The sequence below is a fragment of the Roseovarius aestuariivivens genome (assembly GCF_004761875.1).
GTDB classification, from domain to species: Bacteria; Pseudomonadota; Alphaproteobacteria; order Rhodobacterales; family Rhodobacteraceae; genus Roseovarius; species Roseovarius aestuariivivens.
Map to the genome: position 1 here is coordinate 1 of NZ_SJEY01000001.1, position 25,303 is coordinate 25,303.

Here is a 25,303-nt window from a genome sequence, read left to right on the forward strand (position 1 = left end):
CGCGGCTGGTTCGAAAGTAGCGGAACGGGTTGGGCTTGCTCATTCAGGAAGGGTAGGGGGCGGTTGCCGAGGTCGCAAGCTCATCCCTCTGACACTGCCCTTGTCGAAACACGGAAACGGCTTCTGGCGCAGATCAAGGCGCATGGGAAGTTGGGATCGGCCGATTTCTTTGATGCCATGGATGGCGAACTGAAAGACCTACTGGATCGTCAAATTGCAGGGCTTGAGGCCCGGATCGAACAGGTCATCGCCACAGATGAGAGCCTCGCCACGACAGCCAATATCCTGCGTTCTGTTCCCGGGATCGGCCCGGTTGCCAGCACGATGCTGATCGCTGAAATGCCGGAACTCGGCCAGATCACCGGAGAGCAAGCCGCCGCGCTCACAGGTCTGGCACCAATTGCACATGACAGCGGCGCGATGCGTGGTAAACGCGCAATTGGCGGTGGCCGACGACTGCTAAGGCATGTCATGTTCCAGGCGGCTCTCGTCGCCAGCCATCACAATCCAGTCCTGAAAAGATTCGCTGACAGGCTTCGCGCAGCTGGAAAACCACACAAGGTCGTCATCACTGCTGTCGCAAGAAAGCTTGTCACAGTTGCCAACGCTCTCTGCAAAACGCGTCAGAAATGGACGGCTCAAGCTGACTGAAGGATACAGTTGCTAGTACGATACTTTCCGGCGCGGGTGGACGATCGCAAAGAGCGCTGTGCGATCTGACCGGGTTAGCATAACTAAGCACAGTCCTCTGGAGTCACCTTTTTACGCGTTCCAGTTTCGGGTCAAACAAAGGTTTAAGCGATGCGGTCGCAGGCACATCACACCCAGCGACTACAATGCTCCAGTCACCTGAAGCCACACGCTCGGCGGTTAAGGGCTCGTCGAGTTCTGCAAACCCAATCCCGACCGCGCTGCCTAGGGTGTGTCCGTAGGCTCCGACTTGGATATAGCCTACCGGCTGGCCACTGAGCTGAATGATTTCGTTGCCATGCATGAGTGGCTCAGGATCGTTCAGAAGGAACTGGAGCATCCGGCGCTTTGGTACACCTTTCTCTTTTATCGCAGCCAGCGCGCCGCGCCCGAGAAATCCGTCGGGCTTGTCCAGCTTGACCGCAAAGCCGAGACCGGCCTCGATCGGATTGTCGGTATTATCCAGGTCCACCCCGAAATCCCGATAGGCCTTTTCAAGCCGCAGCGAGGAGAGCGTCTGCATTCCGGCATTTCGCAGTCCGTGGTCGCGTCCGGCCTTTGTTAGCAGGTCATAGACCTGCACTGCGTGCAGGGAAGGAACGTGAAGCTCCCATCCGAGCTCGCCCACATAGGTTACTCGCAACGCGTAGACACGGAAAAATCCGATATCGATGTGACGGGCGGACATGAAAGGAAACGACTCGTTCGAAAGATCGGCGTCGCTGACGCTTTCCAGAATTGTGCGCGCTTTCGGTCCATGAAGATTGATCTGGGTAATTCCGTCGGTCAGGTCCGTAATGGTCACGAATTCGTCTGCGCCAATCTGCCGCCGCATCCACGTTTCAGTGTGGCCGTGGCTGTTTTCCCCGACGACGACCATGAAGCGATCCTCCGCCATGCGGGTCACTGTCAGGTCGGCCTCGAAGCCTCCGGCCTCATTCGTCCATGCGGTATAGACCACGCGACCCGGCGCCACATCGACCTCGTTACAGGAAATCCGGTTTAGCAGTGCACATGCGCCGCGGCCCTGCACCAGAAACTTCGCCATCGACGACATGTCCATCAGGATCGCATCCTCACGGGCAGCACGATGTTCAGCAGCGTGCCAGTCGAACCAGTTCTGGCGCCCCCAGCTGTAGTGCTCCACCTGTGCCTCTTCTGGCGAGGGCGCAAACCAGTCGGGCAACTCCCAGCCATGGCTTTCCGAGAAGTAACCGCCTGCCGCTTTAAGCCGGTCGTAAAGCGCTGAGCGTTTCAGCCCGCGCGCGGTCTTGAATGTATCATTGGGAAAATGCGCGCCGAAACTTTTGGCCAGTAACTCCGGCGTGCGCGCGCGGCGAAAGGCGGGCGTGTTATGTGTGCCGTCGGCAAAACGATTTACGTTGAAGGCCGTGTGGTCGACAGGGCAGTGCCCATCAACGATCCAGTGCGCCAGCGTTTTGCCGATACCAGGACCGTAGAGTATGCCGAGAGAATTCATGCCAGCGGCGACCCAGGCGTTGCGCAGGCTAGGCGCTTCTCCGACCAAGGGTGCGAGATCCGGTGTAAAGCTTTCGGGGCCGCAAAAGAACTTGCGCACGCCTGCCTCGGCAACCTGTGGCACGCGGGAAAAGGCAGCCTCAAGATGCGGCGCCATACGATCCCAGTCGGGCTCGATCTCTCCGAAGGCGAAGTTGTCCGGTATCGCATCAACCATCCAAGGCGCGGCGTCCGGCTCGAACAGGCCAACCAGAAGACCACCCACTTCTTCACGGTAATAGGACCAGTTGTGTGGATCCTCCAGCAGCGGCAGATCGCGGCTCAGACCCTCTATCTCCTCCGTAATAAGGTAGTAATGCTCGGCGGCCTGAAGAGGCAGGTTCAGGCCCGCCCTGTCGCCAATCTGGCGCGACCACATCCCGGCTGCGATCACCACATGCTCTGCGGATATGTCGCCCTTGTCGGTTCGCACACCCACGGCATGGCCGTCGCGGGTCAGGATATCCTGAACGGCTGTATTTTCAATGATTTGCGCGCCGCGCTTTCGGGCCGCACGGGCGAGCGCCATTGTTGTGTCGACGGGGTTCGTGCGACCTTCCTTCGGATACCAGAATGCCGCCAAGGTTTTGCTGAAATCGCCGATGGGAAAACGTTCCTTTGCCTCCGATGGCGAGATTTCATGAATTTCGAACCCGTGCAGGTTCATGAACGCCGTCCCGCGGCGCATCTCTTCGAGCCGATCCGGCGTATCGGCCGGCTGAATATAGCCAACCTCGCGCCAGCCCGTCGCAAGACCCGTTTCCTCTTCCAGCTCTGCGATCAGGTTTCGGCCGTGCAGATAAAGCTCGCATTCCCACTCGGCGCCCAAGACCGCCGGAACGATTTCGCCTGCTGCGTGCCAAGTAGTGCCTGCGGTCAGCGTGTCACGCTCGAGCACGACCACGTCCGTCATGCCAAGCTGGGTCAGATGATAGGCGATGTTGCAGCCGATCGAGCCGCCGCCGATGATGACCGTCTGCGCGTGAGAGGGAAGGGTGGCTGTCATGAACACGTCTCCTGCGGTGATGTGCTTGCAGGAAAAATACATGCCGGGGGCAAAGCCATAAATCAAGTCAGCGATTGAATGAACATTCAATTCAGGTGGGCAAGCCATCTAAGTTGCGTAAAAAATCGTCGTAGCCCGATCCTGTCAATCGTCCTTGAAAATAGGCAGCTTGCGGTCACGGCCCTAATGAAGCCGCTCTTTCTTGGGCTTTTTGTTGAATGATCATTCAGTCGCGGGCTATCTTGACTTCAGCCAGCAGTCAGCCGTGATCCTGTCGCGGCATATCGAGAACTCAGGAACGCACATGAAACCTATTCAGCCACAGGAAAGAAGGGTCGCGAATATTCACGACATGTCGGCGTATACACCGTACGATCCCGAGGGGGTCAGCGAAACGGGGACGCATTTCATACAGCTGAACCCTGACGCGCAGCGCGACGTAGGGTTCTATATCTACCGGATGGAGCCCGGATCTCAATCGACACCGCACCGTCATGGCGGCGCCGAGGAATTCCTGATCGTCGAGGGCGAGCTCATCGACAATGACGGCACGGTGTACAAGGCCGGAGACGTGGTCTGGCTGGCCGGCGGGACGGAACACACCTCGCATACGGAAACCGGATGCGTGATCGCGGTCTATGCCGAGGCGGCCGAAGAAAAGCCCGGAGGTGGCTCGTGAAGACACAGACAGATCATCCCGGCTTTGCCCCGTCGGATCACAATTTGCCATCCGGAAAAATCGAGCAGTTAGATCAATGCCATCATCTGCATCCATGGGAGGACATGGCCAACTGGAAGCGGTCCGAAAGGTTCGTCATCACGCATGGCAAGGGTATCTACCTATATGACGATCAAGGCCGGGAGTTGATTGACGGGCCCGCCGGCATGTGGGCCGTCCAGATCGGCTATGGCCGCAAGGAGATGGCCGACGCGATTGCCGAACAGGTCATGGGCCTGCCTTACGCCTCGCCCTGGTCGGCGACGACAACCCCGGCGGCGCTGCTGGCGGATAAGGTCACATCGCTGGCACCGGGCGATCTGAACACCGTGATGTTTACCACCGGCGGCTCGACCGCTGTCGATACCGCCATTCGTACCATGCATTTCCTCAACAACCGGCTTGGGCGGCCCGAAAAGAAGATCGTGATCGCCAGGGAGAAGGGCTATCACGGCTCGACCTATTTGGCGGCAAGCGTCACCGGCAAGGAGCGGGACAAGAGCTTTTTCGACTTCGAGGAACGGCGCGTTCATTTTCTGCCGGACGTGAACCCGTATATCCGGCCAGATGGCATGACCGCGGCACAGTGGTGCGATGCCAAGGTGGAGGATCTGGAGCGGGCAATTGCAGAGCTTGGGCCTGGCAATATCGGCGCTTTCATCGCGGAGCCGATCCTGTGCTCGGGCGGTGTGGTGATCCCGCCCGAAGGATACCATCGCAGAACGCTGGAGCTGTGTCGCAAGCACGATATCCTCTACATCTCGGACGAGGTGGTGACCGGATTCGGCCGATTGGGCCACTGGTTTGCTTCCGAGGACGTGTTCGGTATCCAGCCCGACTTCATCACCTGCGCCAAGGGGATCACCTCGGGCTATCTGCCCTTGGGCGCATGCCTGATCTCGGATCGGGTGATGAGCCGGATGACGGGCGAGGACCATGACGTGCTTTTCCCCAACGGATATACGTACTCTGCCCATCCGGTCTGCTGCGCGGCGGCCTTGAAGAATATCGAGATCATCGAGACCGAGGGCCTGCTGGAACATGTCCGCGCGATATCGCCTCACTTTCAGGACCGGCTAAAGCGTCTTGAGGCGTCGCCGATCATCGGGGACGCGCGGGGCATGGGTCTTTTGGGATGCCTGGAGGGGCTCATGGACGAGGGGCGGGATACGCCGCTCAGCGTGCAGAGAAATCTGGGCGCAAAGCTGGACGAAGCCTGCGAAGCCCGCGGGCTGATCGTGCGACCAATGATAAACATGTGCGTTTTCTCTCCGCCCCTGACCATCAGCCGGGACGAGATCGACCGGATGTTCGATATCATCGAGGACGCGGTCAGGGACGTCGAGAAAGAGTTCGGCGCGGTTCAGACGCTTGCATAGACGCTCTGCAGCAGCCGTGTCCCAGGGCTTGTCCGCCAGCCCACGGTGCCGCCTTGCTTGATATAGGCGGTATCCCCCGGCTCCAGAAACTCGCGCCCGCCGCTGTGGGTCAACTCAAGCGTGCCGGCCAGCACGTGAACCAGCCGGTTTTCCACCACGGGAAGATGCGGAAAGTTTGCTTCTGAATACGCCCGGACACCGACACGCATGTTGCCCGAGGCGTTGATGAAGTCCGTGCGGCACGTCGCGACCGGCGCGGTTGAGGCGTCTTGGGATGCGACTCCCGTCAGATCCGGCTGGGTGATGCGCTGAAGCGAGCGGTTCACGCCGTTCTCGGGGGGCTGGCCGTCGAGGATCATGAAGTACTTGCGGAGATAGCCGTCCTGTTTCCACTGGCACTCGAGGCCTTTGGGAACGACGAAGGCCTGGCCTTGCTCGATCCTGACCTCGGTCCCGTCCGGCAGGGCAATCACCAGCGATCCCTCGATGAGATACATGAATTCGTCTACGGCGTAGGGTCCCATATGCTCCGTAAAGGCGGTGCAATCCCAGACCCCTGTCATGTAGCTGGCCTCTTGATCCTCGTGGTAGATGTGCCCGCGCTGGACGGGTTCGCCGGCAACCAGCGCGGCCGGGTCCATGCGCTCCCATTCCACAAGCCCGCTTTCCTCGGGGCCATACGGGTTGAAACGGATCACGTCCGCTGATTTCATCTCCGATCTCCTTTCAGGCGGCAAGCCAGTATTCACGGTCCGGCCTCCGCGTCAGATGTCAGGGCCTGTCTCAGCCGCGACAGATCCCGTTTTCTTGCCGCACAGCTGTCGCAGGCTGTGGTGTTCCCGATCCTTGTGGCTGCGTCTGGCTGACCGGACTGGCCCGGTGTGCCCGGGGCGACTGTCAGGGTCGCGATCATCAAAGCCAGCCCCGCGCCCGCCAGATATGCCGTGCGCCGTCTCATGCGGTGCCGGTCTTCAGATATTGCCGCAAGGGGGCGGCGCTGTCCGGATCATGCCGGGCCTCCCGCTCCAGAAACGCGATCGCCGCCGTTTCATGGGCTGTCAGGGTTTGCAGGGCTGGCAAGTCTTCGGGCGGCGCCATGGCCTCCAGCGCGTGAAATTCGTTCATGTAGGCCGGAAAGGTTTCGCACATATCTGCAATCAGCGATTGCCAGTCGCGGCTTGCCGAGCCGGCCTGTGCCTGACCGTTGTCGCGCAGCGTCTGCGCGCAGCGCGGTGTAAGCCCGTATTTCGCAAGCAGGGGCTTTACCGAGGCAGCGGCATGCGTTTCGACGTCTGCCATGAGGTGCATCTTTTCCCGCTGCGCCGGGTCGTCCAGACGCTTGGCGATTTCCCTGAAATAGCTCTCCCCCTCGATTTCCTCTTCATAATAAAGCTGAAGGGTTTTCAGGTATGTTTCACCGGGACCGTCCTCAGGCCTGGTGGCGCTCAGCTCTTCGTCGGAAAGCTGGCCCACATCGATCCGGTCGTGACGCAGCGCGTCGTCTGCGTCAGATTCGCTGTCAAGCCCTCTTGCATAGCGATGACCGGCATAGACCGCGCCCGCGATGATGGCCGGCGCTTCGCAATCGCCGATCCGCGACAGGCTGAAAGGCAGGCGCGCGGCCTCGCCATCGACCTTGGCCAGAATCTCGTGGTATAGCGCATCCTTGGGGGCGCGCTGCGTCACCATCACGACGGCGTTCGCGGGCACGGTCTTTTCCGCGCCGGAATACTGGCATCGCAGCGTTGCCTTTTCTCCGTCGAAACAGGTCAGAGCCTGGGCAAGATCCAGCGTTACGCCCATGCGCATCAGATGCGCGCGCACCCGCCAGCGTTCGGACGTCTTGCCCGCCCATTCCGAAACGGAATCGGATGGAGTGCAGAAATGAACGTCGAGGCCCTGGTTTCGCAAGGCCTCCGCGATTACGCCGCCCATGTAATAGCCGTCTTCGTCGTAGACCAGGGTCGGGCCGTCGGGCAGCCTGCCTGACATGATGTCGTCCGGCGTGAAGATATCCGGAGCGGTTCCCGGGGCCGCGACAGAGACATAGACCTCGCCGTCGAAACGTTCCTTGCGCCACGAGGCGCCCGTGGCGATGGCTACGTGATCGGCTTTGACGTCGAACACGTTCTCCGCCGTCAAGCGGCTCTCGCGGAAGATCTCGACATTAGGCATCTCGGCAAAGGCCTGTTCGCGGTAGTCGAGAACACGGATGTACTCGCTCATGCCCGGAAGTGCCGCTTCGCGCGTCAACCGCCCACCCAGTTCTCGACCGGCTTCGGCCAGGATCACGTCATAGCCCCGGGCGCCGGCGGCTCTTGCCGCTTCGAGACCGGCGGGACCGGCGCCGACGACCAGCACCTTTGAGCTCGCCCCTTTGGCCGGGACGTGCTCGGGATGCCATCCCTTGCGCCATTCCTCTCCCATGGTCGGATTTTGCGTGCACCGGATCGGCACCCCGATGGCATCGCCGGAATAGCAGATGTTGCAGCCGATGCATTCGCGGATAGCGGACAGGTTCCCGTCGCGGATCTTGGCAGGCAGAAACGGGTCGGCGATGGACGGCCGCGCCGCGCCGATCAGATCAACGATGCCGCGGCGCACCTGACTGACCATCGTATCGGGCGAGGTGAAACGGCCGACCGCGACGACGGGCTTGGATGTGTGCTGCTTGACGAAATCCATATAGGGCTCGAGCGCGGCTTCCTTGGTGAATCTAGACGTGCCCATCTCAAGCGAGTAATCCGCGATATTGATGTCCCAAAGGTCGGGCAGTTCGGCCAGAAGCGCGAACATGTCACGCCGCTCTCCGTGCAGCGGGGCGCCGTCCTCGCCGATTTCCTCGTCGGCGGCAAACCGGACGGCCACGGCGCAGCGATCGCCAACCGCGTCCTTCGTGTCCTCGATGAGTTCGCGCACAAGCCGTGTACGGTTCTCGAGCGAGCCGCCATATTCATCGCTCCGGGTATTGATCCTCGGGTTCAGGAAATTGGAGAGAAGATAAGTGTGGGTCGCATAGACATACACGATGTCAAAGCCCGCATCCCGAGCGCGCAGGGCGGCCGTGCGGTGCCAATGGCGGAGATTTCGGATATCCGTCCTGTCCATGGCACGGGTCTGGAAGGGGTGGCCGGCCAGGTTCGGCATCGAGGCGATATCCATGGCCACCTCGCGGGTCATCAGGTTCGCCGTGCGCGCCCCGCCATACCAGAGCTCGCAGCCGGCCAAAGCGCCATGTTCATGCACTTTTTCCGTCATCAGCGCATGGGCGCGGATATCGCTGTCGTTCCACAGGGAGGCAGAGGGATGGGGCAGATCGTCGGATGTGGGGTGAATCGAGTTATATTCGGTGCAGACCACGCCCCAGCCGCCTTCGGCCTTGATAGCTCGCATTTCGGCCAGCATGCGCGGCCGCAGCCAGCCCATGCCGGTGCAATGAGGCACCTGGTAGAACCGGTTCTTGGCCGTGACGGGACCGATCTGCACGGGGTCGAACAGAATGTCGTAGCGCGGATCGCGGCTCATCTTCACCTCCGCTCAGGTCTTGGGAAAGGCCGCGAGAGCGGGCAGTTCACGAGAAAAGGGCACCCCGTCCGAGGCAGGCTGACCCAATTCGCGCGCCATGCGGTGCCCGCTATAGACAGCGGCTGCGATTGTTCCCGGGGCAAGCGTATCGCCGATACGGTGCAGCGACGGCGCCGAGGCGCCGGTGAGTTCCCGGTAGACGTCATCCACTGGCAGGCGCATCGTGACGGGCACGAGTGCGGCGCAGGTCATCCCTGTTTCCCGCCCCGTGTAGATGCAGCCAAGCTTGGCCTGACCGTTTTCGACCGACACGATATTCGTTGCCGTCTCTATTCCGACACCGCACTCCAAAAGCCGTTTCTGGATCGCGCGCTGTTCCAGCGTGTTATGCGTCCAGGACGAGACCTCGGGCGCGGGCGTCACGAGCGTCACCTCGACCCCTGCATTTGCAAGCAGTTCCGCAAGGGCGCCGCCCATGTAGAAATGATCGTCATCGAAGATGATCACCGGTCCCTCGGGCACGGTGCCCGCCATGATGTCGTCCGGGGACAGCACGACGGCGCCGTCCTTGAGCGTCAAGCCAAGAGGGTTTTCCCGACCGATCCCATCCACGGCCCAGGCCGATCCCGTTGCCAAAATGATGTGATCCGCGCCGACGTCTTCGACGTCTGCGGCCGTCATCTCGCTTTCCAGATAGACCTCGACATTCGCCATCTGGCTGATCTGATAGGTTCGATAATCCACGACCCTTCCCCATTCGGCCAATCCTGGCAGCCGACGTTCGCCAATTAGGCGTCCGCCCAGTTCGGAGCGCTTTTCCGCGAGCATGACGGAATATCCGCGCTGTCCAAGGGCGCGGGCGCATTCAAGGCCCGAGGGCCCGGCCCCGATGATCAGAACGCTCTCGTTGCCGGTCTTGGGTGCGATCCTTTCGGGATGCCAGCCGCGCCGCCACTCCTCCCCCATCGTGGGATTCTGCGTGCAGCGGATCGGGACGGAGTGATTGTCGCCTGAGACGCAGATGTTGCAGCCGATACATTCGCGGATGTCCTCGATACGGCCGTCCTCCACCTTTCTGGGCAGGAATGGATCTGCGATGGACGGGCGCGCGGCGCCGATGAAGTCCAGCACGCCTTTCTTGACCAATGAGACCATCGCGTCGGGCGAGGTATAGCGTCCGACGCCGACAACCGGTTTCGACGTCACTTGCTTGACGAAGGAGATGTAGTCTTCTTGAAACCCCTGCGGCTTGAACCGCGACGTGGCCGAGTCGTTGTCCCAGTCGCTTATGTTGACGTCCCACAGGTCCGGGATTTCGGCCAGCATCTCGACCAGGTCCCGTCCCTCGCCCTCGCTGGTAAATCCCATCGGTCCCATCAGTTCATCGACGGAAAAGCGCAGAGCTATGGCGCAGGTGTCTCCGACGGCGTCCTTGGTATCCTGCAAAACCTCGCGCAAGAGCCTAGCGCGATTTTCAAGAGAGCCGCCGTATTCGTCCGAGCGGCGGTTTCTGTAGCCGGAAAGGAAATGCGAGATCGTCGAAAGCTGGTGGCCCGCATAGACGTAAATAACGTCAAATCCCGCCGTCCTGGCTCGCTTAGCGGCCTCTTTGTGCCAAAGGCGCAGGTTGCGGATGTCGGACTTGTCCATCGCGCGGGCCTGCACCGGATCGGGCAGGGCGATGGGGGTATGCGACGGCGCCATGGGCACATCGCGCGAGTATCGATTGGCTGCCATCAAGCCCGCATAGTTCAGCTCGATCCCCGCCAGGCTGTCGAATTCGTGGATGCCGTCGCACATGCGGGCCAGCACGGGAATATCCCGATCGTCCCATAACCGGCCACCTGCCCACGGGGCATGGTCCGAGGAGGGATGAATTTCGACTTCTTCGGTGCAGATCACGGCCCAGCCGCCTTCCGCCTTGACGCGGCGCATCTCGGCCATGCTCGACGGGAAGGTGGCCCCCATGCCGTTGCAATGCGGCACCTGGTAGAACCGGTTGCGTGCCGTGACCGGACCGATCTTTACGGGCTCGAACAGGATATCGTAACGCGGATCACGTCCCAAGTCTTGTCCTTTCGGAAACGTCCGTCTCTGGATGATCGAAATGCAGTGGAAACGTCCGGGCGAGGTAATCCCTCACCCTTTGCTTTGCCGTCTCCCGGCTGAATTCTCCGGGATAGATCAGGATATTCAGGCACAGCCCGTCATAAAGCCCCTCCAGCGTGTCCGCGACATCTTCGGGTTTGGCATTCGCGTATCCGCCATCCTCGATGAGCGTGCGGCAGATGCCCCTGGAGATGTCCCATCTTTCCTCGTCGATTTCCGACATTAGGCGGCGATAAAAGGCCCTGTACCGCGCTTCTCCGTAAAACCCGAACCAGACGGCCAGCTTCTTTCTGGTGCAGATACGCGGATGGAAATGCGCGTCGACAATAGCAAGCAACTTGGCTTGCGGGGTAAGCGCGGCATTGTTGTAATTCTTGCGCCATTGCTCGCGGTGCTCTTCTGCGAGGAAGCGGAGGGTCTCCTCGAAAAGCGTTTCCTTGTTGCGGAAATGGAAATTCACGAGCCCGATCGAAAGACCTGCAAAGCCGGTCACGGTGGTCATGGTCGTGCCAGATATGCCGTGCTTGCTGATCGACTCGATCGTGGCCTCTATCAGCTGATGCCTGCGCACCTCCTTGGACGCGGTACGTCCTTGTTTTTGTTCGGGCTTGGCCGCTTTTCGCCTGGTGAGGTCTGGCATTGATCTTCTCAAAGGCTCCGGATTGGTTACAAGAGCATTATTCAGGCGGAAGCAGGACGAGAGAGTCCTCGGTCCAGCTCAACCAGACAGGCTTTGAGCCGTCGCCGAATGCCTGCGTTCCGGCACTGTTTTGCGCTGAAACCGCGACCGTCTGATCCAGACCCTCCAGCCGGATAAAGAAATGGCTGCGCTCGCCCAGATAAGCCGAGGTCTCCACGATCCCTGGAACCGAAGATGATGGCGTGCCTGGCTGATCGGCTGTCAGAACGAATTTTTCCGGTCTGACAGCGACTTGGACTTTCTCACCTTCAGCAAGGGATTGCCCGGTCGTCCTGGCGGCTATATCGCCAAGGCCGCGCACCGAGATATCCACCTTCTCGCCCTGAACGCCTTTGACGGAGGCCTCGAAGAAATTCATGGTCCCGATGAAAGAAGCGACCTGCCGTGAGTGTGGACGCTCGTAAAGACCGCTCGGCGTGTCCAGTTGCAGCACTCGGCCCTCGGACATGACCGCGATGCGATCAGAGAGTGTCAGGGCCTCTTCCTGGTCGTGGGTCACGAAGACGAAGGTGATCCCGACCGTTCTTTGCAACTGGCGCAGCTCTAGCTGCATCTGTTCGCGCAATTGCTTGTCGAGCGCGCCCAGGGGTTCATCCAGCAACAGCACCTTCGGCCGCAGGATCAGGGCACGCGCCAAAGCTATCCGCTGCCTTTGCCCGCCCGAAAGCTCATTGGCGCGCCGGTCGCCGTAATCCGGCAGCTTGATCAAGTCGAGCATTTCGTCGACCATCTCGTAGCGCTTCGCTTTCGGCAGCTTATGCTTGCGCAGGCCGTAGGCGATATTGTCGCGCACGTTCAGATGCGGGAAGATCGCATAATTCTGGAAAACCATGTTCACCGGTCGGTGGTGCGGCGGCACGTCCGACATCGGCTGGCCGTCAATATATATCTCGCCATGGGTCGGATTTTCGAACCCAGCGAGCATACGCAGCAAAGTGGTCTTGCCGCATCCCGACGACCCCAGAAGCGAGAAGAACTCGCCCTGGCCGATGTCGATGGTCACGTCGTCCACGGCCTGGAACTTGCCGAAATACTTGTCGACATTCCGGATCGATATGTACGCGTCCTCAGTCATGTCCGCTCCCTTTTGTGCCGCCGAACTGGGCGCCGCGATTGATGTAGAGACTGAGGATCACCATCACGAACGAGACCGCGATTATGATCGAGGCGAGCGCGAGAACAGAAGGAAAGCTTTGGGGAAAGCGCAACTGGCCCCAGATATAGACCGGCAGCGTCGGCTGCGTGCCGGTCAGGAAAAAGGCCATGATGAACTCGTCGAACGAGACGGTGAAGGTAAGGATGAAACTGGCGAGCACGCCAGGAAAGACCATCGGCAGCGTGACGCGCCAGAAGGTCCACCATCCGTTTTCTCCCAGATCCGCCGACGCCTCCTCGATCGCCTGGTCGAACCCTTCGAAACGGGGGATCAGGGTCGCGATGGCGAAGGGCAGACAGACGATCAGGTGACCGGCCGATACGGTGTAAAGCGACAACGGGACGCCAAGCCGGCTCAGAAGCACCAGCAGCGCCACACCGAAAATGATGAGCGGTATGACCAGCGGCAGCATGATGAAGCCCACGATGGGGCCACGCCCGGGCAGTCTGTAGCGGGTGATGGCCTTGGCGGCGAAGATACCCAGAAACGTCGAGGCGGCGGCCACGAAAAGCCCGACCTTTATACTGTTGAACAGGGCCGCCCACATCGCGTCGCGGGTCCAGAGCTCTTCGTACCATTTCAAGGTAAATCCCGTGAGCGGAAACGTCGTGTAGAGAGAGTCGTTGAAACTGAAGAGGGGCAGAAAAAGCACCGGTACGTAAAGCAAGATGAGAAAAATCACCGCGTAGATCTGCAAAGGCCGGTTGCGGCGATGGATGTAGCTTTCCTCGCTCATGAGATTCGCCTCCGCACGAAGAGGGTGAGCAGAATGAACAGAACGCAGATCACCGAGATGCAGAGCATCAGCAGGATCGATAGCGTGGCACCCATCGGCCAATTGTTGATGGGGCCGAACATCTTCTGGATGAGATTGCCAATCATGGCGCCGTCAGGCCCTCCGAGAAGGGCGGGCGTGATGTAATCCCCGGTCGTCGGGATGAAGATCAGGAGACTTGCTGAGATCACGCCGGGCAAGGACAGCGGCAGCGTGACGCGCAAAAAGCGCATGACCGGTCCATCGCCCAGATCCGTCGCTGCCTCCAGCAAGGAGCGGTCGATTTTTTCCAAAGACACGTACATCGGCAGGATCGCGAAAGCGGCCCAGGCATGCGCCAAAGTGATGATGACCGCAGACTGACTGTAAAGCAGCACCTCAAGCGGTTCCTCGATCAGGCCCACGGAGATCAGGAAGGAATTGATGACGCCTTCGTATCCGAGCACCACCTTCCACGCGAAAACCCGCAGCAGGTAGCTGGTCCAGAATGGAAGCGTCATAAGGATGATCCAGAACATCTTATGGCGATGAACGTGGAAGGCCACGAAATAGGCCATGGGGTAACACAGGACCACCGCAGCAACGGTGGCGATTCCGGACATCCACAAAGACCGCTCAAGCAAAGCGGCGTAGATCGGACGCTCCAGGGCCTGCTTGTAGTTCTCAAGCGAGAAACTTGTGTCGAAATCGAACCCGGTCGCTGTCCAAAAGCTCATCACGACCAGGATCGCGAAGGGCAGGAGAATGGCGCAGAGCATGAAGGTCAGGGCGGGCGCGATCAGGCCGTAGCCGCGCGCCCGTTCCGACCGGTGCATGAGACGCGACAGGCGTCCGACCTTACCCGGCGGCGCCAGTTCCGCTGGTACAGAAGTGTGTATACTCTGCTCGCTCATTCTATCGAAGGATCCTTCCCAAGGCTTGTCCGGTGACAGCCAACGGCTGTGCCCGTGATGGCTGAAGACGAGATTTGGCCACAGCCGCGCCGGGCAGGCGGTCCGGCACGGCATGGCGACCAGGAGCTTTAGAAGCCCGCCTTGATCTCTTCGAACAGGCCGTTCATCTTCGTTTCCCATTCCTGCGACTGGGGTACCTGGAAATGACCCGCGTTCAGGATCTCGCCCGGGTTGCTGCTCAAGCCGAGGCTGGCCAGCGTCTCGCTGTCGAACTGCTCGAAGGATTTGGCGTTTGAATGACCGTAGCCGTAATCGTTGATCATGAACTTGCCCGACTCCACGCTGAGCAGCGAGTCGATCACGTCATAGGCAAGGTCGAGCTTGGGCGCGTCCTTGTGAACCATAACGCCGCAGACCCAGGTCAGCGCGCCCTCCTTTGGCTCGGCGAACTTGACCGGTACGCCTTCTGCCTTGAGCAGGGTTGCGGATGCGTTCCATGTCATTGCCGCGACCATCTCTCCAGAGGCAAGCGCCTGTTCCAGGGTGGTCGTATCGTCGGTATAGGTTCGGATCAGGGGGCGCTGTTCGCGCATGACCGCCGCAATCTTGTCGAACGCCTCGGGCGTGTCGATGTTCTCGAAATCGACGCCGGCCTTGATGGCACCGCACCACCAGGCATCGCCGCCCGAGGCCAGGCTGCCCAGCTGGCCCTTGTAGCGCTCGTCCCAGAGCATGTCCCAGCTTTCCTCGCCCTCAAGCTCGAACAGGTCGGTGCGATAGGTGATCGAGGTCTGTCCCCAGTCAAAGGGCGCCATCCAGACATTGCCGCCCTCGGCATCGTTGCCCGGAAGGTTCACAAGGCCGGGCATAACGTCAGGCCAGTTGGACAGTCGCGATGTGTCGATGGGCTGAAAGAGGTCGCTGGCCACCCAGCGGGGAAGGGCCTGGTTGCAGGGATGAGACACGTCCACCACATACCCGCCGCGCATCTTGGTCAGCGCTTCTTCCGATCCGCCAAAGGTCGCGAAATTAGGCAATTCGCCGTGTTCTTCACTGTAGGGGACGAAAAGCTCCGGAATGTCGTAACCGCCCCAGGTAAAGAACGTCGCCTGATCTTCCGGTGCTGCCAGCACCTTCCGCCCACCCATGGGGACGGCGGCAATGGCGACCCCGCTGGCGAAAAGCGATCGTGTGAACGCGCGGCGGCTCATCTTGCCTTCACGCATCGAGCCGAGTTGATCGAGTACGTCCATGATTATCTCCCTGTTCACGGGCCGGTATGCTCCGGCTCTCTGGATGTGTTCTTTGGCGGGCGCCGTGGCGCGCGCCTTGGTGAAATGACTCGTTACAAGAGTTTCGAATGATATTGGGGGACCGTAACACACAAGCGCTCTTCAATTGAATATTTGTTCAATCAATTTGGAGCCTCATTTCACTTTAGGCCTCTGTTTGATGCAGATTTAGTCAGATACGGACGCGACGTGCCAGACTTGAGGCGCTCCTGTCGGCAAGGCCTGAGGTCTTCGGCCGGCATGGGGCGTGCCAGCAATTTTGAGCAAAGGAACGCGCATGCTGCCGTCTCGCGGCTCTTTGCACGCAAATGATTTCTCTGGAGTGTCGCATGAAATCACGCGTCTTGGGGCATATACGAAGCTTGCTGGTCAGGCAGGTTTACGGCCCCGGATATGGTGCGGGCAGTGCTCACCGCTTTTCAGGACGGTGACGAGCTTTTTCCAGATATCTATTTGCTCGGCGATAAAGTCCTCGCCGTGCCGTTTTTCCAGCGCGGCGCGCTCGGGTCCGGTCAGCCATTCAAGTTCTTTGACAGCAACATCCGAATACCACGGGTTGCGGTTGACCAGTTCTACCTCCGTGAAACCTGCCTCTTCCATTGCTTGTCTGTAGCTCTCGGGCGAAGACATCGCGAAATCGAGAGCCTCTGCCGCGATATAGTCGGCCATCTCCTGAGAGGGCGTACCGTCATGGGAAATCAGCCAGTCAGAGGCCGCGAAGCGTCCACCAGGGGTCAGAACCCGAAACGCCTCGCGAGCCATGAACGCCTTGTCGGGAATGTGGATGATCGAGTCCTTCGAAAAGACGACATCAAAGGTCTCTTCGGGAAACGGCAGCGGACCGGGTGAGACCTTGTGGATCGTGATCCGGTCTGCCAATCCTGTCTTTTCGGCTTTGGCCCGAGCTGCCGTGCAGACAGGCTCTTCGACATCGATGCCAATCACGTGGGCCGCGCTGAAGTCTCCTGCGATCAGGGTTGCGCAGGCGCCTGACCCGCAGCCTATGTCCAGAACCTTTCTACCTGCAACCTCCACTCCGCTCAGCACGCGTCTAACTTCCTCTGGTCCCCCGGGCGATAGAAACCCGTCGCCCCATATGTGTTCCAGAAAGGCAATGTGCTGATCGTCGTACAGGAGTTCTTCGGCCATGGGTATTCCTCAGGCTCAATGTATGAATTGTCAAATTGTCACTAGAAAGTCGCAAGAGTGCAAGGCGAGGAAACCGTAAGAGCCGACACTAGGGTCAGGATTCATAACCAGAACATGACTATAGCGGCCAGTGCGCAGGCGGATAGGAAGACCTTCGGGCATCTGTCGTATCGGGTGGCGACACGCCGCCAATCCTTGAGCCTGGCAAAGCTGTTCTCGATCTTGTGGCGCTTACGATACCGGGTTTCGTCGTGTGCGATGGGCACCTTGCGTCCCTTGCGAGACGGGATGCAGGGCGTAATACCCCTTTCTTCAAGGGCTTCGCGATACCAGTCCGCATCATAACCGCGGTCTGCAAGCATGTGTTCGGCCGGTGGCAAACCGTCGAGCAAGGCCCGCGCTCCAATGTAATCACTCCGCTGACCCGCTGTCAGGAACATCCGCAACGGGCGCCCGGCCGCGTCCGTGATGGCGTGGAGCTTCGAGTTCATCCCGCCTTTGGTGCGCCCGATCAGTCGGCCACGCCCCCTTTTTTCAGCGCCAAGCTCGAAGCTGTGCGGTGCGTCTTGAGATGGGTCGCGTCGATCATCAGCGTGTCGGTCCCGCCACCCTGACCGGACAGTTCCAAGAGCATCCGGGCGAAGATGCCCTTCTCGCTCCAGCGTTTCCAACGGCTGTAAAGCGTCTTGTGTGGGCCGTATTCCGCAGGTGCATCGCGCCAACGTAAGCCATTCCGATTTATGAAAATAATCCCACTTAACACACGTGTGTCATCGACACGCGGCTTGCCATGTGACTTCGGGAAAAAGGGGCGCAGCTTCGCCATTTGCGCATCGCTCAGCCAGTAAAGGTCAGACATGTCACCGCTCCGTTTTTTGGAGCCGTGAATCACGCACGAGCCATAAGATCAATGCATCCTGAACCTAGAGAAGTTGGTGTGTATATTCGGGTCTGCAATAATGCCAATTATGTAAATCTTGGTTGAGGAACAAAGGGCGGAAAGCGGTCTTTCGCCGCTGGCGCGCATTAACTAACCCAGGGGATGAAAGCAGACATTAGTTCCAGTCCCTCAGACGGTCTGCCGTCGCGACTACTTTTGTTTGGGTTCAGGTAGAATAGCACGTTGCATTAGGCTCGGCGCTGAATGAAAATACCACTTAAAATAAGCGAAAATTGGATCAAAACACATTCTGAATGAAAGTACTCAATGCATAGCTGCGCTCCACCGATAGATGTTTTGGAAGAGAGGTTTGAGGAGTATGCGACCGTCAATGGTGGCCTTGGGCACACGCTGCTGGAACAAATCGAGGCAGATGACGGAGCATTGGCGCACGCACTCAGGGAATATTTTGAATCTGCTCACTTGGATGCGCGAACCAGATTTCATTCTTTTGTTGGAATAGACTTACACCCCGATGGAGACGGGGTTGCACCTGTCGTGACATATCCTGGTTCTCTGCCAAGCACTACAAGACGCGGGTTGTTTGGCGAGGTTCTTGCCGGGCTTTTAACCGAAAGCTACGAGTACATTGGCGCTCATAATTGGAATGTGCCGATCTTTCTTTTTCGTTACCACGATGATGCAGCGAACTATCTGTTTACGCTCGCTCGCGACCCCACTCAAACACGGCAAACCATCGGTCGTCTTGGAACTGATTTTATTGGTTTGTCATTAAACGATGATGGTGAGGTTGTCCGGATAATTTCTGGAGAAGCCAAGTGGCGTCTGACGTTGACGCAGGCCAAAGTCGATGACGTCATGTTGGGCAAAAAGGCCAAAGGCTCCGCGGTTCGATCCGGAAAGGGAGTGTGGCGAGACCTAAACAAGGAGCCAAGCCCGCCTAGCGGTGCTCGACAACTGCTTGAGCTCCTTCGCGAGTATGACTCAGACGGCTTTGATTCAGCGATACTCTGCTTAGAGCGCGCATTGGTTGTGAAAGATCCTGCGCCAATACCGAAGACGGATTTGATCGTGTTTGCCGGAAATGGCCGCGCCAAGCGCGAAAAAGGAGAACGCCTTCTCCCTTGGGAAGGTGTTCCAGATGAGTACACCGCTGGCAATGATCTTCAGATCGTAGAAGTAGTTCTTCAAGGTGGCGAAGACTTGATAGACACGATTTACGCAAGCCTCTGGGAGAACGGCGAAGATGCCTGATCTGGATCCAGAACGCAAAGAGATTGCTGAAGCGCTCAGGCGGCAAGTTGCTTCAGAGAACGAACTCACTGCTTCCCAAGCACGCGCATTTGTTCGCGGATTGCAGACAGGCTGGGACGTTCCCACCATTCAATGGGGCGAAGCAGAAACGCGGGAGCAGTATACCGATGCCAGGCGCCTGCTGAATGCGGCTTCGATACTTCAAAGCGTTGACGGGCGAGACTCGTCAGAAGCGCGTCTATGCTACAGGCGCAGCGGTGAGATACTCGAATGGCTGTCACGAGCACACGATGACCTTTCCACGACTGTTTCCCTGGAACTCTTGGCTGCTGCCGCCTATCAGCTTGGCGGTAGTCCAGCCATGGCTTCTGCGCTCTTGGCGCAAGTAGATGAAACCAAGCCCGGTGAACGCTTGTATGCGCAGTTCCTGCGAGCTGATTTCGATGGCGTAATCCTTTCTGTCTCTGACTTCTGGCGAGCAAACTTGGTAATCACAGACCGTGCCGCTCAGCAGCGTCTCATACAGGAAGGGGGTGACGATAAAGTCGGGTGGTTCGTGACGGTCGAACTTATCCGTGTCTTGGGTCTCATTTCGGACTCGCTCCGCCGTGGTGAAGAGGAGCGTTTGGCTCTTGCGACCCGCAAACTTGCTGCTCTGGAAAAGTTGATGATTCGAACTTTTTCAGATGAGATTTCACTCTTCTTAACTTTGCTTCACCAGGTTGCGGTTGGATTTGCCGAGGCTAGTATCTACGCACCGATCAGGCTTCTCAGTCAACTAAATGAAGAACGCTCACCCCGTTTGGAGCGCTTTGCTCGTGGACAGTTCAGACAAGGGCGGGGAATCCTTTGGGCTTCTCAAAGACAAGGTCTTGGCCGTCTTCTTGAAAAGGACTCCTTTGCTTTGTGCACACCAACGGGTTCTGGCAAGACCTTAGTTGCCAATCTTGCATTAGTGAAGGAGCTGATGCTCCGCGCTGAAGAAGATGGTCCTCTTGCACTCTATCTTGTGCCGTCTCGTGCGCTCGCAAGCGAGGTCGAAGCCAAGCTATCGAGTGAGCTTTCAAATGATGTGATTGTCACGGGCCTCTATGGCGGGACTGACTGGGGCGTCACCGACTATTGGCTCGATGCTGAAGAGCCCACGGTACTCATCGCCACAGTGGAAAAGGCTGACGCCCTCATGCGCTACCTCGGTCCACTGTTGTTGCGACGTTTACGTCTTTTGATCGTGGATGAAGCACACCAGGTTGTCCTCGAAGATAATGAGCGTACGCAAGATGATTTCGCCGAGCACTCGTCTCGCTCATTGCGGCTCGAAGCTTTCGTCTCAAAGCTGCTTACGCGCGCGCCAAACATTGCTCGTGTTGCTTTGACGGCAGTTGCCGGGGGAGCCGCTGGGCCAGTTTCTCGGTGGATAGAAGGCAGTGAAAACGCCGAGCCCGTAGGATCAGACTATCGAAGTACACGTCAGATCATTGGTTCTTTCGAAACCAATCCTGGAGGTGCTGGGCGAATGCTCCTAGAAATATTGAATGGCAAACCGTTGTTTGTCCGAGGGCGCGACGATCCCGTATATATTAATCTACGCACACCGCCGATGCCGCAACTCCCTGCGGCCATGCGGAACAGTGTCAATCGCTTCAATCAGCTAAACGTTCTTTGGACCGCATTACATCTTGCGTCCGGTGGGCGCCGCATTCTCATCTCACTGGCGCAGCAACCCGAGCGAACGATGGGCTGGTACAAAGATGCTCTTCAACTTGTATCTTGGGCGGAAATGCCAGGTTTCGCTCTTCCTGACGATAATGATGACAGGCAAAGGTATGAAGACGCTCGCGCAGCCTGCGTTGATTATTGCGGAGAAGAATCCTACGAGGTGGCCTTACTGGACCATGGTATTGCGTCGAACCATGGCCAAATGCCGCAGCGAATTCGCAGAGTTATGGTTGACCTAATAGACCGTGGTATTTGCCCGGTCACTGTTGCGACTGCGACCCTGACTGAAGGCGTTAACCTTCCCTTTGACATTATATTCGTTCCATCTTTGATGAGACGTTCGTTCAACGCTGCCGAAGAGCGGCAAGTCGAAAACCGGATTTCTACAGCTGAATTTCGCAACTTGGCTGGCCGAGCCGGTCGTCCTGGTGCAGGAAGCGGGCTTGAGGGGATTACACTCGTGCCAATTCCAGCGCGCCCCTCCACGACGGCAAGAAGTACTCTTCGAACGCAGCGTAGGCAAATCGCGGCAATGGAAGAAGACTGGCGACTGCTCAGGCAATCCCTGTTGGCAGAGGAGCTTGAACAATTCGACATCGATAGTCCACTCGCACTTTTGCTCGATGGCATTGCTGAGAGAGCCCGTGAGCTCCTGGACATCGATGGTGAGGATTTCCTCGCTTGGCTTGAAGAGGTCCTTCCTCCTGATGTGAGTCCCAATGCAGGGAGAGCATCGGAAGATGAACTGGCACGTCTTGCTGATAGCATAGATGAATTGGATGGCGTACTTTTGAGTGCGTTAGAGGAGCTTCAACGCGTCGATGACGCTGGGCTTGAGGGTGCTGCCGCAGAAGAAGCGCTCGCCGCATTATGGAGCAAGACATTTACCGTTTATGCTGCCGCACAAGAAGCGTGGATGGGGGCAGCATTTATCCGCAGGGGTCAAGCTGTTCTAGAAGAGATTTACCCCGAGCGTGAGGAGCGCAGTCGGCTCTATCAGTATGGCTTTACGCCCCATGTCGGACGCCGGTTTGAGGCCGTCGTTCCAAGCATCCTCGAACGCTTGAGAGATACAGAAGACTACGGCACCGCGAATGATGCGGACCGATTGACCGTGTTTCGCGAACTCGGTGAACTTTTGGAAGATGACAGAGGTTTTGGATTTAGAGTTCGTTCTACTGAGACGGACCAAGCGATATTGGCGAATTGGGAGAACGTATTGTCGTGGTGGATGCATGCCGCAGGTCACGAAGCTCCCGAACCACAAGCTCTTCGTTCGTGGCAGCGTTTCGTAAGCGACAACCTAGAGTTCCGATTAGGCGTCGGCCTGGGTGCAGTAGTAGCCCGCGCCTGGTCAGACGGAGTTGACGGTGCGATTGTAGTTCCGTCATTGGACGCTTGGCGCGCAACTACTGGTTTGCCATGGTTTGGCTTCTGGGCAAGGGAACTCCTCAGGTGGGGAACCTTAGACCCGTTCGTAGCATTCGCCTTAGCCGAGGGTTTGGTAGGAACGCGTGAAGCAGGAGAGCAGCTCAGACCAGAATTTAATGCTTGGCTGGAAGAACAGAGGCAGAAGATTGAGTCTGATGATCTAATCGATCCCCAATTGTTCCTTGAATGGAAAGGTTCGCGGGCCGTGCGGGCGGAGCGCAGAGTTCGTCGTAGAACATTGAACGCAACACTAAGCGGAACTGATGGTCGCCGTGGGCAATACGCCGTCATTCCTGTAGTCGATGATGGTATTATCCATTGGTTTGACGCGGCTGGTTTCGCTCTTGCGCGCTCAGACGAGGAGAATTCGCCCTTCCGAGGTTTGATACACCGCGATGATTTTCAGCTACGCATAAATCGAGGTGGGCCGATTGTGCGCCAAACTTACTCTGGTTCTGCCTGAGATATCTCGACTGAGAACTAATAAGTCTTGAGCGCTCAACGCCGTAATTTAGCTGTGCCGAGGCGACAGAGACATGAGCTGAATAGCAGTTATCAAAGCAACGTGATGGAACGATGGCATGGCGAACGACCGGTTTGGTGAAGCCGCACCCTAGTCACCTGAATCTAAAGTCCGCTGCATAGTGTCTTGAGCGGCCTCATCCGTTGCGTCCAGGCAAACCGCGCGTGCGCCGATCTCTTCTGTCAAGGCATTCATCTTGTCCTGACTGCGCGCCGCTAGCGTCAGCGCATGGTCTGCGGCAAGTTCCCGCGCCAGGGCTGCCGAAAGCCCATCCCCAACCCCGATGATGACGGCCTGCGAGTCGCCCATGCTCTTCTCCTTGTCTCAAACCCAATACTTGACGTCGGAACGTGCCTGAAATAGGTGATATCTCAGTGAGCGGGCGTTGTGTAATGGTAAGACCTCAGCCTTCCAAGCTGATGATACGGGTTCGATTCCCGTCGCCCGCTCCAAAAAAACTTTTCCGACAATTTGCCGACAAATTACTCTGTATATATCGGCTTAGTTTCTGAAATTTTTAATTAATTCTCAGACTTGGCACCTGTCTTCCAAGCTGATGATACGGGTTCGATTCCCGTCGCCCGCTCCATCGACTTTCCCCATGACTGACCGTCATCACCGGATTTATCCGTTTGGACCTTCTGACCACTTGACCCCACGGCGTTGCGCCGCCATGAACCTGCACCGTAAGAAAAGGACGCAAAGACCATGGTACGCAGAGCCGAGAACGGCGCGGATATGCTGGATCGGGAAAAATCCAAGCGGGTGAGTGCCCTCGGCGAGCTCTGGCCTTTCGTCAAGCCCTACCGCGTACTCTTGTCCGCGGCGGTACTGGCGCTTGTTCTCACGGCGACAGTATCTTTGATCCTGCCGATGGCCGTGCGCCGGGTGGTTGACAATTTCGGAACCGAGGATGGCAAGATCCTCGATCAGTATTTTCTGGCAGCGGTGGGAATTGCGGGGCTTCTCGCAATCGGTACCGGCCTGCGATATGCGCTTGTGACCCGTCTGGGCGAGCGCGTGGTGGCCGATATCCGGAAGGCCCTGTTTTCGCGCGTAATCGGGCTCAGCCCTGTTTTCTACGAACGCACCATGACGGGTGAGATTCTCAGCCGGGTGACGACCGATACAACCTTGATCCTCTCGGTGATCGGGTCGAGCATTTCCATCGCCCTACGCAATATTCTGATCTTCGTCGGCGGGCTTATCCTCATGCTGGTCACCTCGGCGAAGCTGACCGGGATGGTCCTTCTTCTTGTGCCGGCGATTATCGTGCCGATCTTGATGCTGGGCCGCAAGTTGCGAAAGCTGAGCCGCCAGAACCAGGACTGGATTGCGGCCAGCTCCGGCAACGCGTCCGAGGCGCTTTTGAACGTGCAGACCGTGCAGGCCTTCACCCACGAAGACGCCAGTCGCGCCGCTTTCTCGCACGTGACAGAGCAAAGCTATGATGTGGCCAAAACCCGTGTCACCGTGCGCGCGCTTATGACGGTAATCGTGATTTTTCTTGTTTTCACAGGGATTGTCGGCGTGCTTTGGATCGGAGCCAATGACGTGCGCGCCGAGGTCATGAGTGCGGGCGCTCTCATCCAGTTCGTCATCTACTCGGTCATGGTCGCCGGGGCGGTCGCCGCACTGTCCGAGGTTTGGGGCGAGGTCCAGCGCGCCGCCGGCGCGACAGAGCGTCTGGTCGAGCTTCTTCAGGCTGAAGACGAGGTCACGGATCCGGCGCGCCCGATGCCGCTGCCAAGACCCGTCAAGGGGCGGGTCGCGTTTGAGAATGTCAGCTTCCATTATCCCACGCGGCGCGAGGCCCCTGCTCTTGATGCGCTCAACCTGGTGATCGAACCGGGTGAAACCGTGGCCCTTGTCGGCCCCTCGGGTGCGGGCAAGACCACGATCATCCAGTTGATCCAGAGGTTTTACGATCCGCAATCGGGCCGCGTGACGCTTGACGGCGTGCCACTTGATGCGATGACACGGGCAGATTTCCGCACCGCGCTTGCGCTGGTGCCTCAGGAACCGGTGATTTTCGCGGCTTCGGCGCGCGACAATATCCGTTTTGGCCGGGCCGACGCCACCGATGCAGAGGTGGAGGAGGCCGCGCGGACTGCGGCGGCGCATGACTTTATCATGGGATTACCCGACGGGTACGACACGTTCCTAGGGGAACGGGGCGTCATGCTGTCCGGTGGTCAGAAGCAGCGTGTGGCCATTGCCCGCGCCATCCTGCGCGATGCGCCGGTCCTGCTTTTGGATGAGGCGACATCAGCGCTTGACGCCGAAAGTGAGCGCGCGGTTCAGGCGGCGGTCGACGCACTTTCAAAGGAGCGCACGACTGTGATCGTCGCGCATCGGCTGGCCACGGTGAAGAAGGCCGACCGGATCATCGTGATGGATCAGGGCCGGATTGTCGCCGAGGGCACCCATGACGCCCTTGTTTCGCAAGGCGGACTCTATGCGCGGCTCGCACGGCTGCAATTCACCGACGGTCAGGCGGCCTGAGCTTGTCGAAACCGTCTTAGCGGGCTTTGCACAAGCGCGGGATCACACCGCTTTCCGCCG

General features: G+C 58.6%; 19 protein-coding genes and 1 tRNA gene. 7 read left to right on the forward strand and 13 right to left on the reverse strand.

All coding sequences use genetic code 11. The annotated features are described in order from the left end of the window. Positions 1-651, forward strand: a 651-nt coding sequence (locus EZV60_RS00005; protein ID WP_210115040.1) for a transposase, incomplete at its 5' end; no start/stop codon positions are given. A gap of 103 nt (positions 652-754) precedes the next feature. Here EZV60_RS00005 and EZV60_RS00010 read toward each other — a convergent pair. Continuing rightward, positions 755-3,214, reverse strand: coding sequence for a GcvT family protein (locus EZV60_RS00010; protein WP_135500882.1), 2,460 nt, complete (start codon positions 3,212-3,214; stop codon positions 755-757). A 304-nt stretch (positions 3,215-3,518) separates the two neighbouring features. Here EZV60_RS00010 and EZV60_RS00015 point away from each other — a divergent pair, with 304 nt between their 5' ends. Beyond that, positions 3,519-3,893, forward strand: a complete 375-nt coding sequence (locus EZV60_RS00015) for a cupin domain-containing protein (RefSeq protein ID WP_135500884.1) — start codon at positions 3,519-3,521, stop codon at positions 3,891-3,893. Positions 3,894-3,937: 44 nt separating this feature from the next. Then, positions 3,938-5,311: an aminotransferase gene (locus EZV60_RS00020; protein ID WP_280952560.1), complete on the forward strand. Its 1,374-nt coding sequence runs from the start codon at positions 3,938-3,940 to the stop codon at positions 5,309-5,311. Here the strand turns inward: EZV60_RS00020 and EZV60_RS00025 are convergent. The 11 genes from EZV60_RS00025 to EZV60_RS00075 form a co-directional block, all read right to left on the reverse strand. Then, a complete protein-coding gene (locus tag EZV60_RS00025) occupies positions 5,296-6,024 on the reverse strand; it encodes a cupin domain-containing protein (protein ID WP_135500888.1) in 729 nt (242 codons plus the stop codon). The genes EZV60_RS00020 and EZV60_RS00025 overlap by 16 nt on opposite strands. Positions 6,025-6,056: 32 nt before the next feature. Beyond that, complete coding sequence (locus EZV60_RS00030; RefSeq protein WP_135500890.1) at positions 6,057-6,269, reverse strand: hypothetical protein; 213 nt, start codon at positions 6,267-6,269, stop codon at positions 6,057-6,059. Then, a complete protein-coding gene (locus EZV60_RS00035) occupies positions 6,266-8,836 on the reverse strand; it encodes an oxidoreductase (RefSeq protein ID WP_135500892.1) in 2,571 nt (856 codons plus the stop codon). The genes EZV60_RS00030 and EZV60_RS00035 overlap by 4 nt, the downstream gene beginning before the upstream one ends. Before the next feature lie 12 nt (positions 8,837-8,848). After that, a complete protein-coding gene (locus EZV60_RS00040) occupies positions 8,849-10,903 on the reverse strand; it encodes an oxidoreductase (RefSeq protein WP_135500894.1) in 2,055 nt (684 codons plus the stop codon). Beyond that, complete coding sequence (locus tag EZV60_RS00045; protein ID WP_135500896.1) at positions 10,893-11,585, reverse strand: TetR family transcriptional regulator C-terminal domain-containing protein; 693 nt, start codon at positions 11,583-11,585, stop codon at positions 10,893-10,895. The genes EZV60_RS00040 and EZV60_RS00045 overlap by 11 nt, the downstream gene beginning before the upstream one ends. A gap of 37 nt (positions 11,586-11,622) precedes the next feature. Further along, positions 11,623-12,720, reverse strand: a complete 1,098-nt coding sequence (locus EZV60_RS00050; protein ID WP_135500898.1) for an ABC transporter ATP-binding protein — start codon at positions 12,718-12,720, stop codon at positions 11,623-11,625. Beyond that, complete coding sequence (locus EZV60_RS00055) at positions 12,713-13,537, reverse strand: ABC transporter permease (RefSeq protein WP_135500900.1); 825 nt, start codon at positions 13,535-13,537, stop codon at positions 12,713-12,715. Before EZV60_RS00055 ends, EZV60_RS00050 begins: the two co-directional genes overlap by 8 nt. Further along, a complete protein-coding gene (locus EZV60_RS00060) occupies positions 13,534-14,469 on the reverse strand; it encodes an ABC transporter permease (protein WP_135500902.1) in 936 nt (311 codons plus the stop codon). Before EZV60_RS00060 ends, EZV60_RS00055 begins: the two co-directional genes overlap by 4 nt. A gap of 128 nt (positions 14,470-14,597) precedes the next feature. Further along, the gene (locus EZV60_RS00065; RefSeq protein WP_135500904.1) at positions 14,598-15,722 is read right to left on the reverse strand and encodes an ABC transporter substrate-binding protein; all 1,125 of its coding nucleotides are present in this window, start codon (positions 15,720-15,722) and stop codon (positions 14,598-14,600) included. A 408-nt stretch (positions 15,723-16,130) separates the two neighbouring features. Then, positions 16,131-16,910, reverse strand: coding sequence for a methyltransferase domain-containing protein (locus tag EZV60_RS00070; RefSeq protein ID WP_135500906.1), 780 nt, complete (start codon positions 16,908-16,910; stop codon positions 16,131-16,133). A 101-nt stretch (positions 16,911-17,011) separates the two neighbouring features. Next, positions 17,012-17,769, reverse strand: a protein-coding gene (locus EZV60_RS00075) for an IS5 family transposase (RefSeq protein WP_135500908.1) whose coding sequence is annotated in 2 segments (ribosomal slippage) — positions 17,012-17,433 and positions 17,433-17,769 — 759 coding nt in all. Because the reading frame shifts where the segments join, the coding sequence is not laid out codon by codon here. 348 nt (positions 17,770-18,117) lie between these two features. Here EZV60_RS00075 and EZV60_RS00080 point away from each other — a divergent pair. Both EZV60_RS00080 and EZV60_RS00085 read left to right on the forward strand, forming a co-directional pair. Then, positions 18,118-19,065, forward strand: coding sequence for an aminotransferase (locus EZV60_RS00080; protein WP_135500910.1), 948 nt, complete (start codon positions 18,118-18,120; stop codon positions 19,063-19,065). Then, complete coding sequence (locus EZV60_RS00085) at positions 19,058-22,678, forward strand: DEAD/DEAH box helicase (RefSeq protein ID WP_135500912.1); 3,621 nt, start codon at positions 19,058-19,060, stop codon at positions 22,676-22,678. Before EZV60_RS00080 ends, EZV60_RS00085 begins: the two co-directional genes overlap by 8 nt. A 150-nt stretch (positions 22,679-22,828) precedes the next feature. Here EZV60_RS00085 and EZV60_RS00090 read toward each other — a convergent pair whose 3' ends face one another. Then, positions 22,829-23,047 (reverse strand): SDR family oxidoreductase, encoded by a 219-nt coding sequence (locus EZV60_RS00090; RefSeq protein ID WP_135500914.1) that lies wholly within the window; start codon positions 23,045-23,047, stop codon positions 22,829-22,831. A 69-nt stretch (positions 23,048-23,116) separates the two neighbouring features. Here EZV60_RS00090 and EZV60_RS00095 point away from each other — a divergent pair. Beyond that, positions 23,117-23,190, forward strand: a tRNA-Gly gene (locus EZV60_RS00095). A 256-nt stretch (positions 23,191-23,446) separates the two neighbouring features. Further along, a complete protein-coding gene (locus EZV60_RS00100; RefSeq protein WP_135500916.1) occupies positions 23,447-25,243 on the forward strand; it encodes an ABC transporter transmembrane domain-containing protein in 1,797 nt (598 codons plus the stop codon). Positions 25,244-25,303 lie beyond the last annotated feature (60 nt).

What these genes read in the sequence shown, in the direction of transcription:
- EZV60_RS00010 (WP_135500882.1), bottom strand. Translation starts at nt 3,214, where the DNA reads ATGACAGCCACCCTTCCCTCTCACGCGCAGACGGTCATCATCGGCGGC.
- EZV60_RS00015 (WP_135500884.1), top strand. Translation starts at nt 3,519, where the DNA reads ATGAAACCTATTCAGCCACAGGAAAGAAGGGTCGCGAATATTCACGAC.
- EZV60_RS00025 (WP_135500888.1), bottom strand. Translation starts at nt 6,024, where the DNA reads ATGAAATCAGCGGACGTGATCCGTTTCAACCCGTATGGCCCCGAGGAA.
- EZV60_RS00030 (WP_135500890.1), bottom strand. Translation starts at nt 6,269, where the DNA reads ATGAGACGGCGCACGGCATATCTGGCGGGCGCGGGGCTGGCTTTGATG.
- EZV60_RS00035 (WP_135500892.1), bottom strand. Translation starts at nt 8,836, where the DNA reads ATGAGCCGCGATCCGCGCTACGACATTCTGTTCGACCCCGTGCAGATC.
- EZV60_RS00045 (WP_135500896.1), bottom strand. Translation starts at nt 11,585, where the DNA reads ATGCCAGACCTCACCAGGCGAAAAGCGGCCAAGCCCGAACAAAAACAA.
- EZV60_RS00050 (WP_135500898.1), bottom strand. Translation starts at nt 12,720, where the DNA reads ATGACTGAGGACGCGTACATATCGATCCGGAATGTCGACAAGTATTTC.
- EZV60_RS00055 (WP_135500900.1), bottom strand. Translation starts at nt 13,537, where the DNA reads ATGAGCGAGGAAAGCTACATCCATCGCCGCAACCGGCCTTTGCAGATC.
- EZV60_RS00060 (WP_135500902.1), bottom strand. Translation starts at nt 14,469, where the DNA reads ATGAGCGAGCAGAGTATACACACTTCTGTACCAGCGGAACTGGCGCCG.
- EZV60_RS00065 (WP_135500904.1), bottom strand. Translation starts at nt 15,722, where the DNA reads ATGGACGTACTCGATCAACTCGGCTCGATGCGTGAAGGCAAGATGAGC.
- EZV60_RS00070 (WP_135500906.1), bottom strand. Translation starts at nt 16,910, where the DNA reads ATGGCCGAAGAACTCCTGTACGACGATCAGCACATTGCCTTTCTGGAA.
- EZV60_RS00080 (WP_135500910.1), top strand. Translation starts at nt 18,118, where the DNA reads ATGCATAGCTGCGCTCCACCGATAGATGTTTTGGAAGAGAGGTTTGAG.
- EZV60_RS00085 (WP_135500912.1), top strand. Translation starts at nt 19,058, where the DNA reads ATGCCTGATCTGGATCCAGAACGCAAAGAGATTGCTGAAGCGCTCAGG.
- EZV60_RS00090 (WP_135500914.1), bottom strand. Translation starts at nt 23,047, where the DNA reads ATGGGCGACTCGCAGGCCGTCATCATCGGGGTTGGGGATGGGCTTTCG.
- EZV60_RS00100 (WP_135500916.1), top strand. Translation starts at nt 23,447, where the DNA reads ATGGTACGCAGAGCCGAGAACGGCGCGGATATGCTGGATCGGGAAAAA.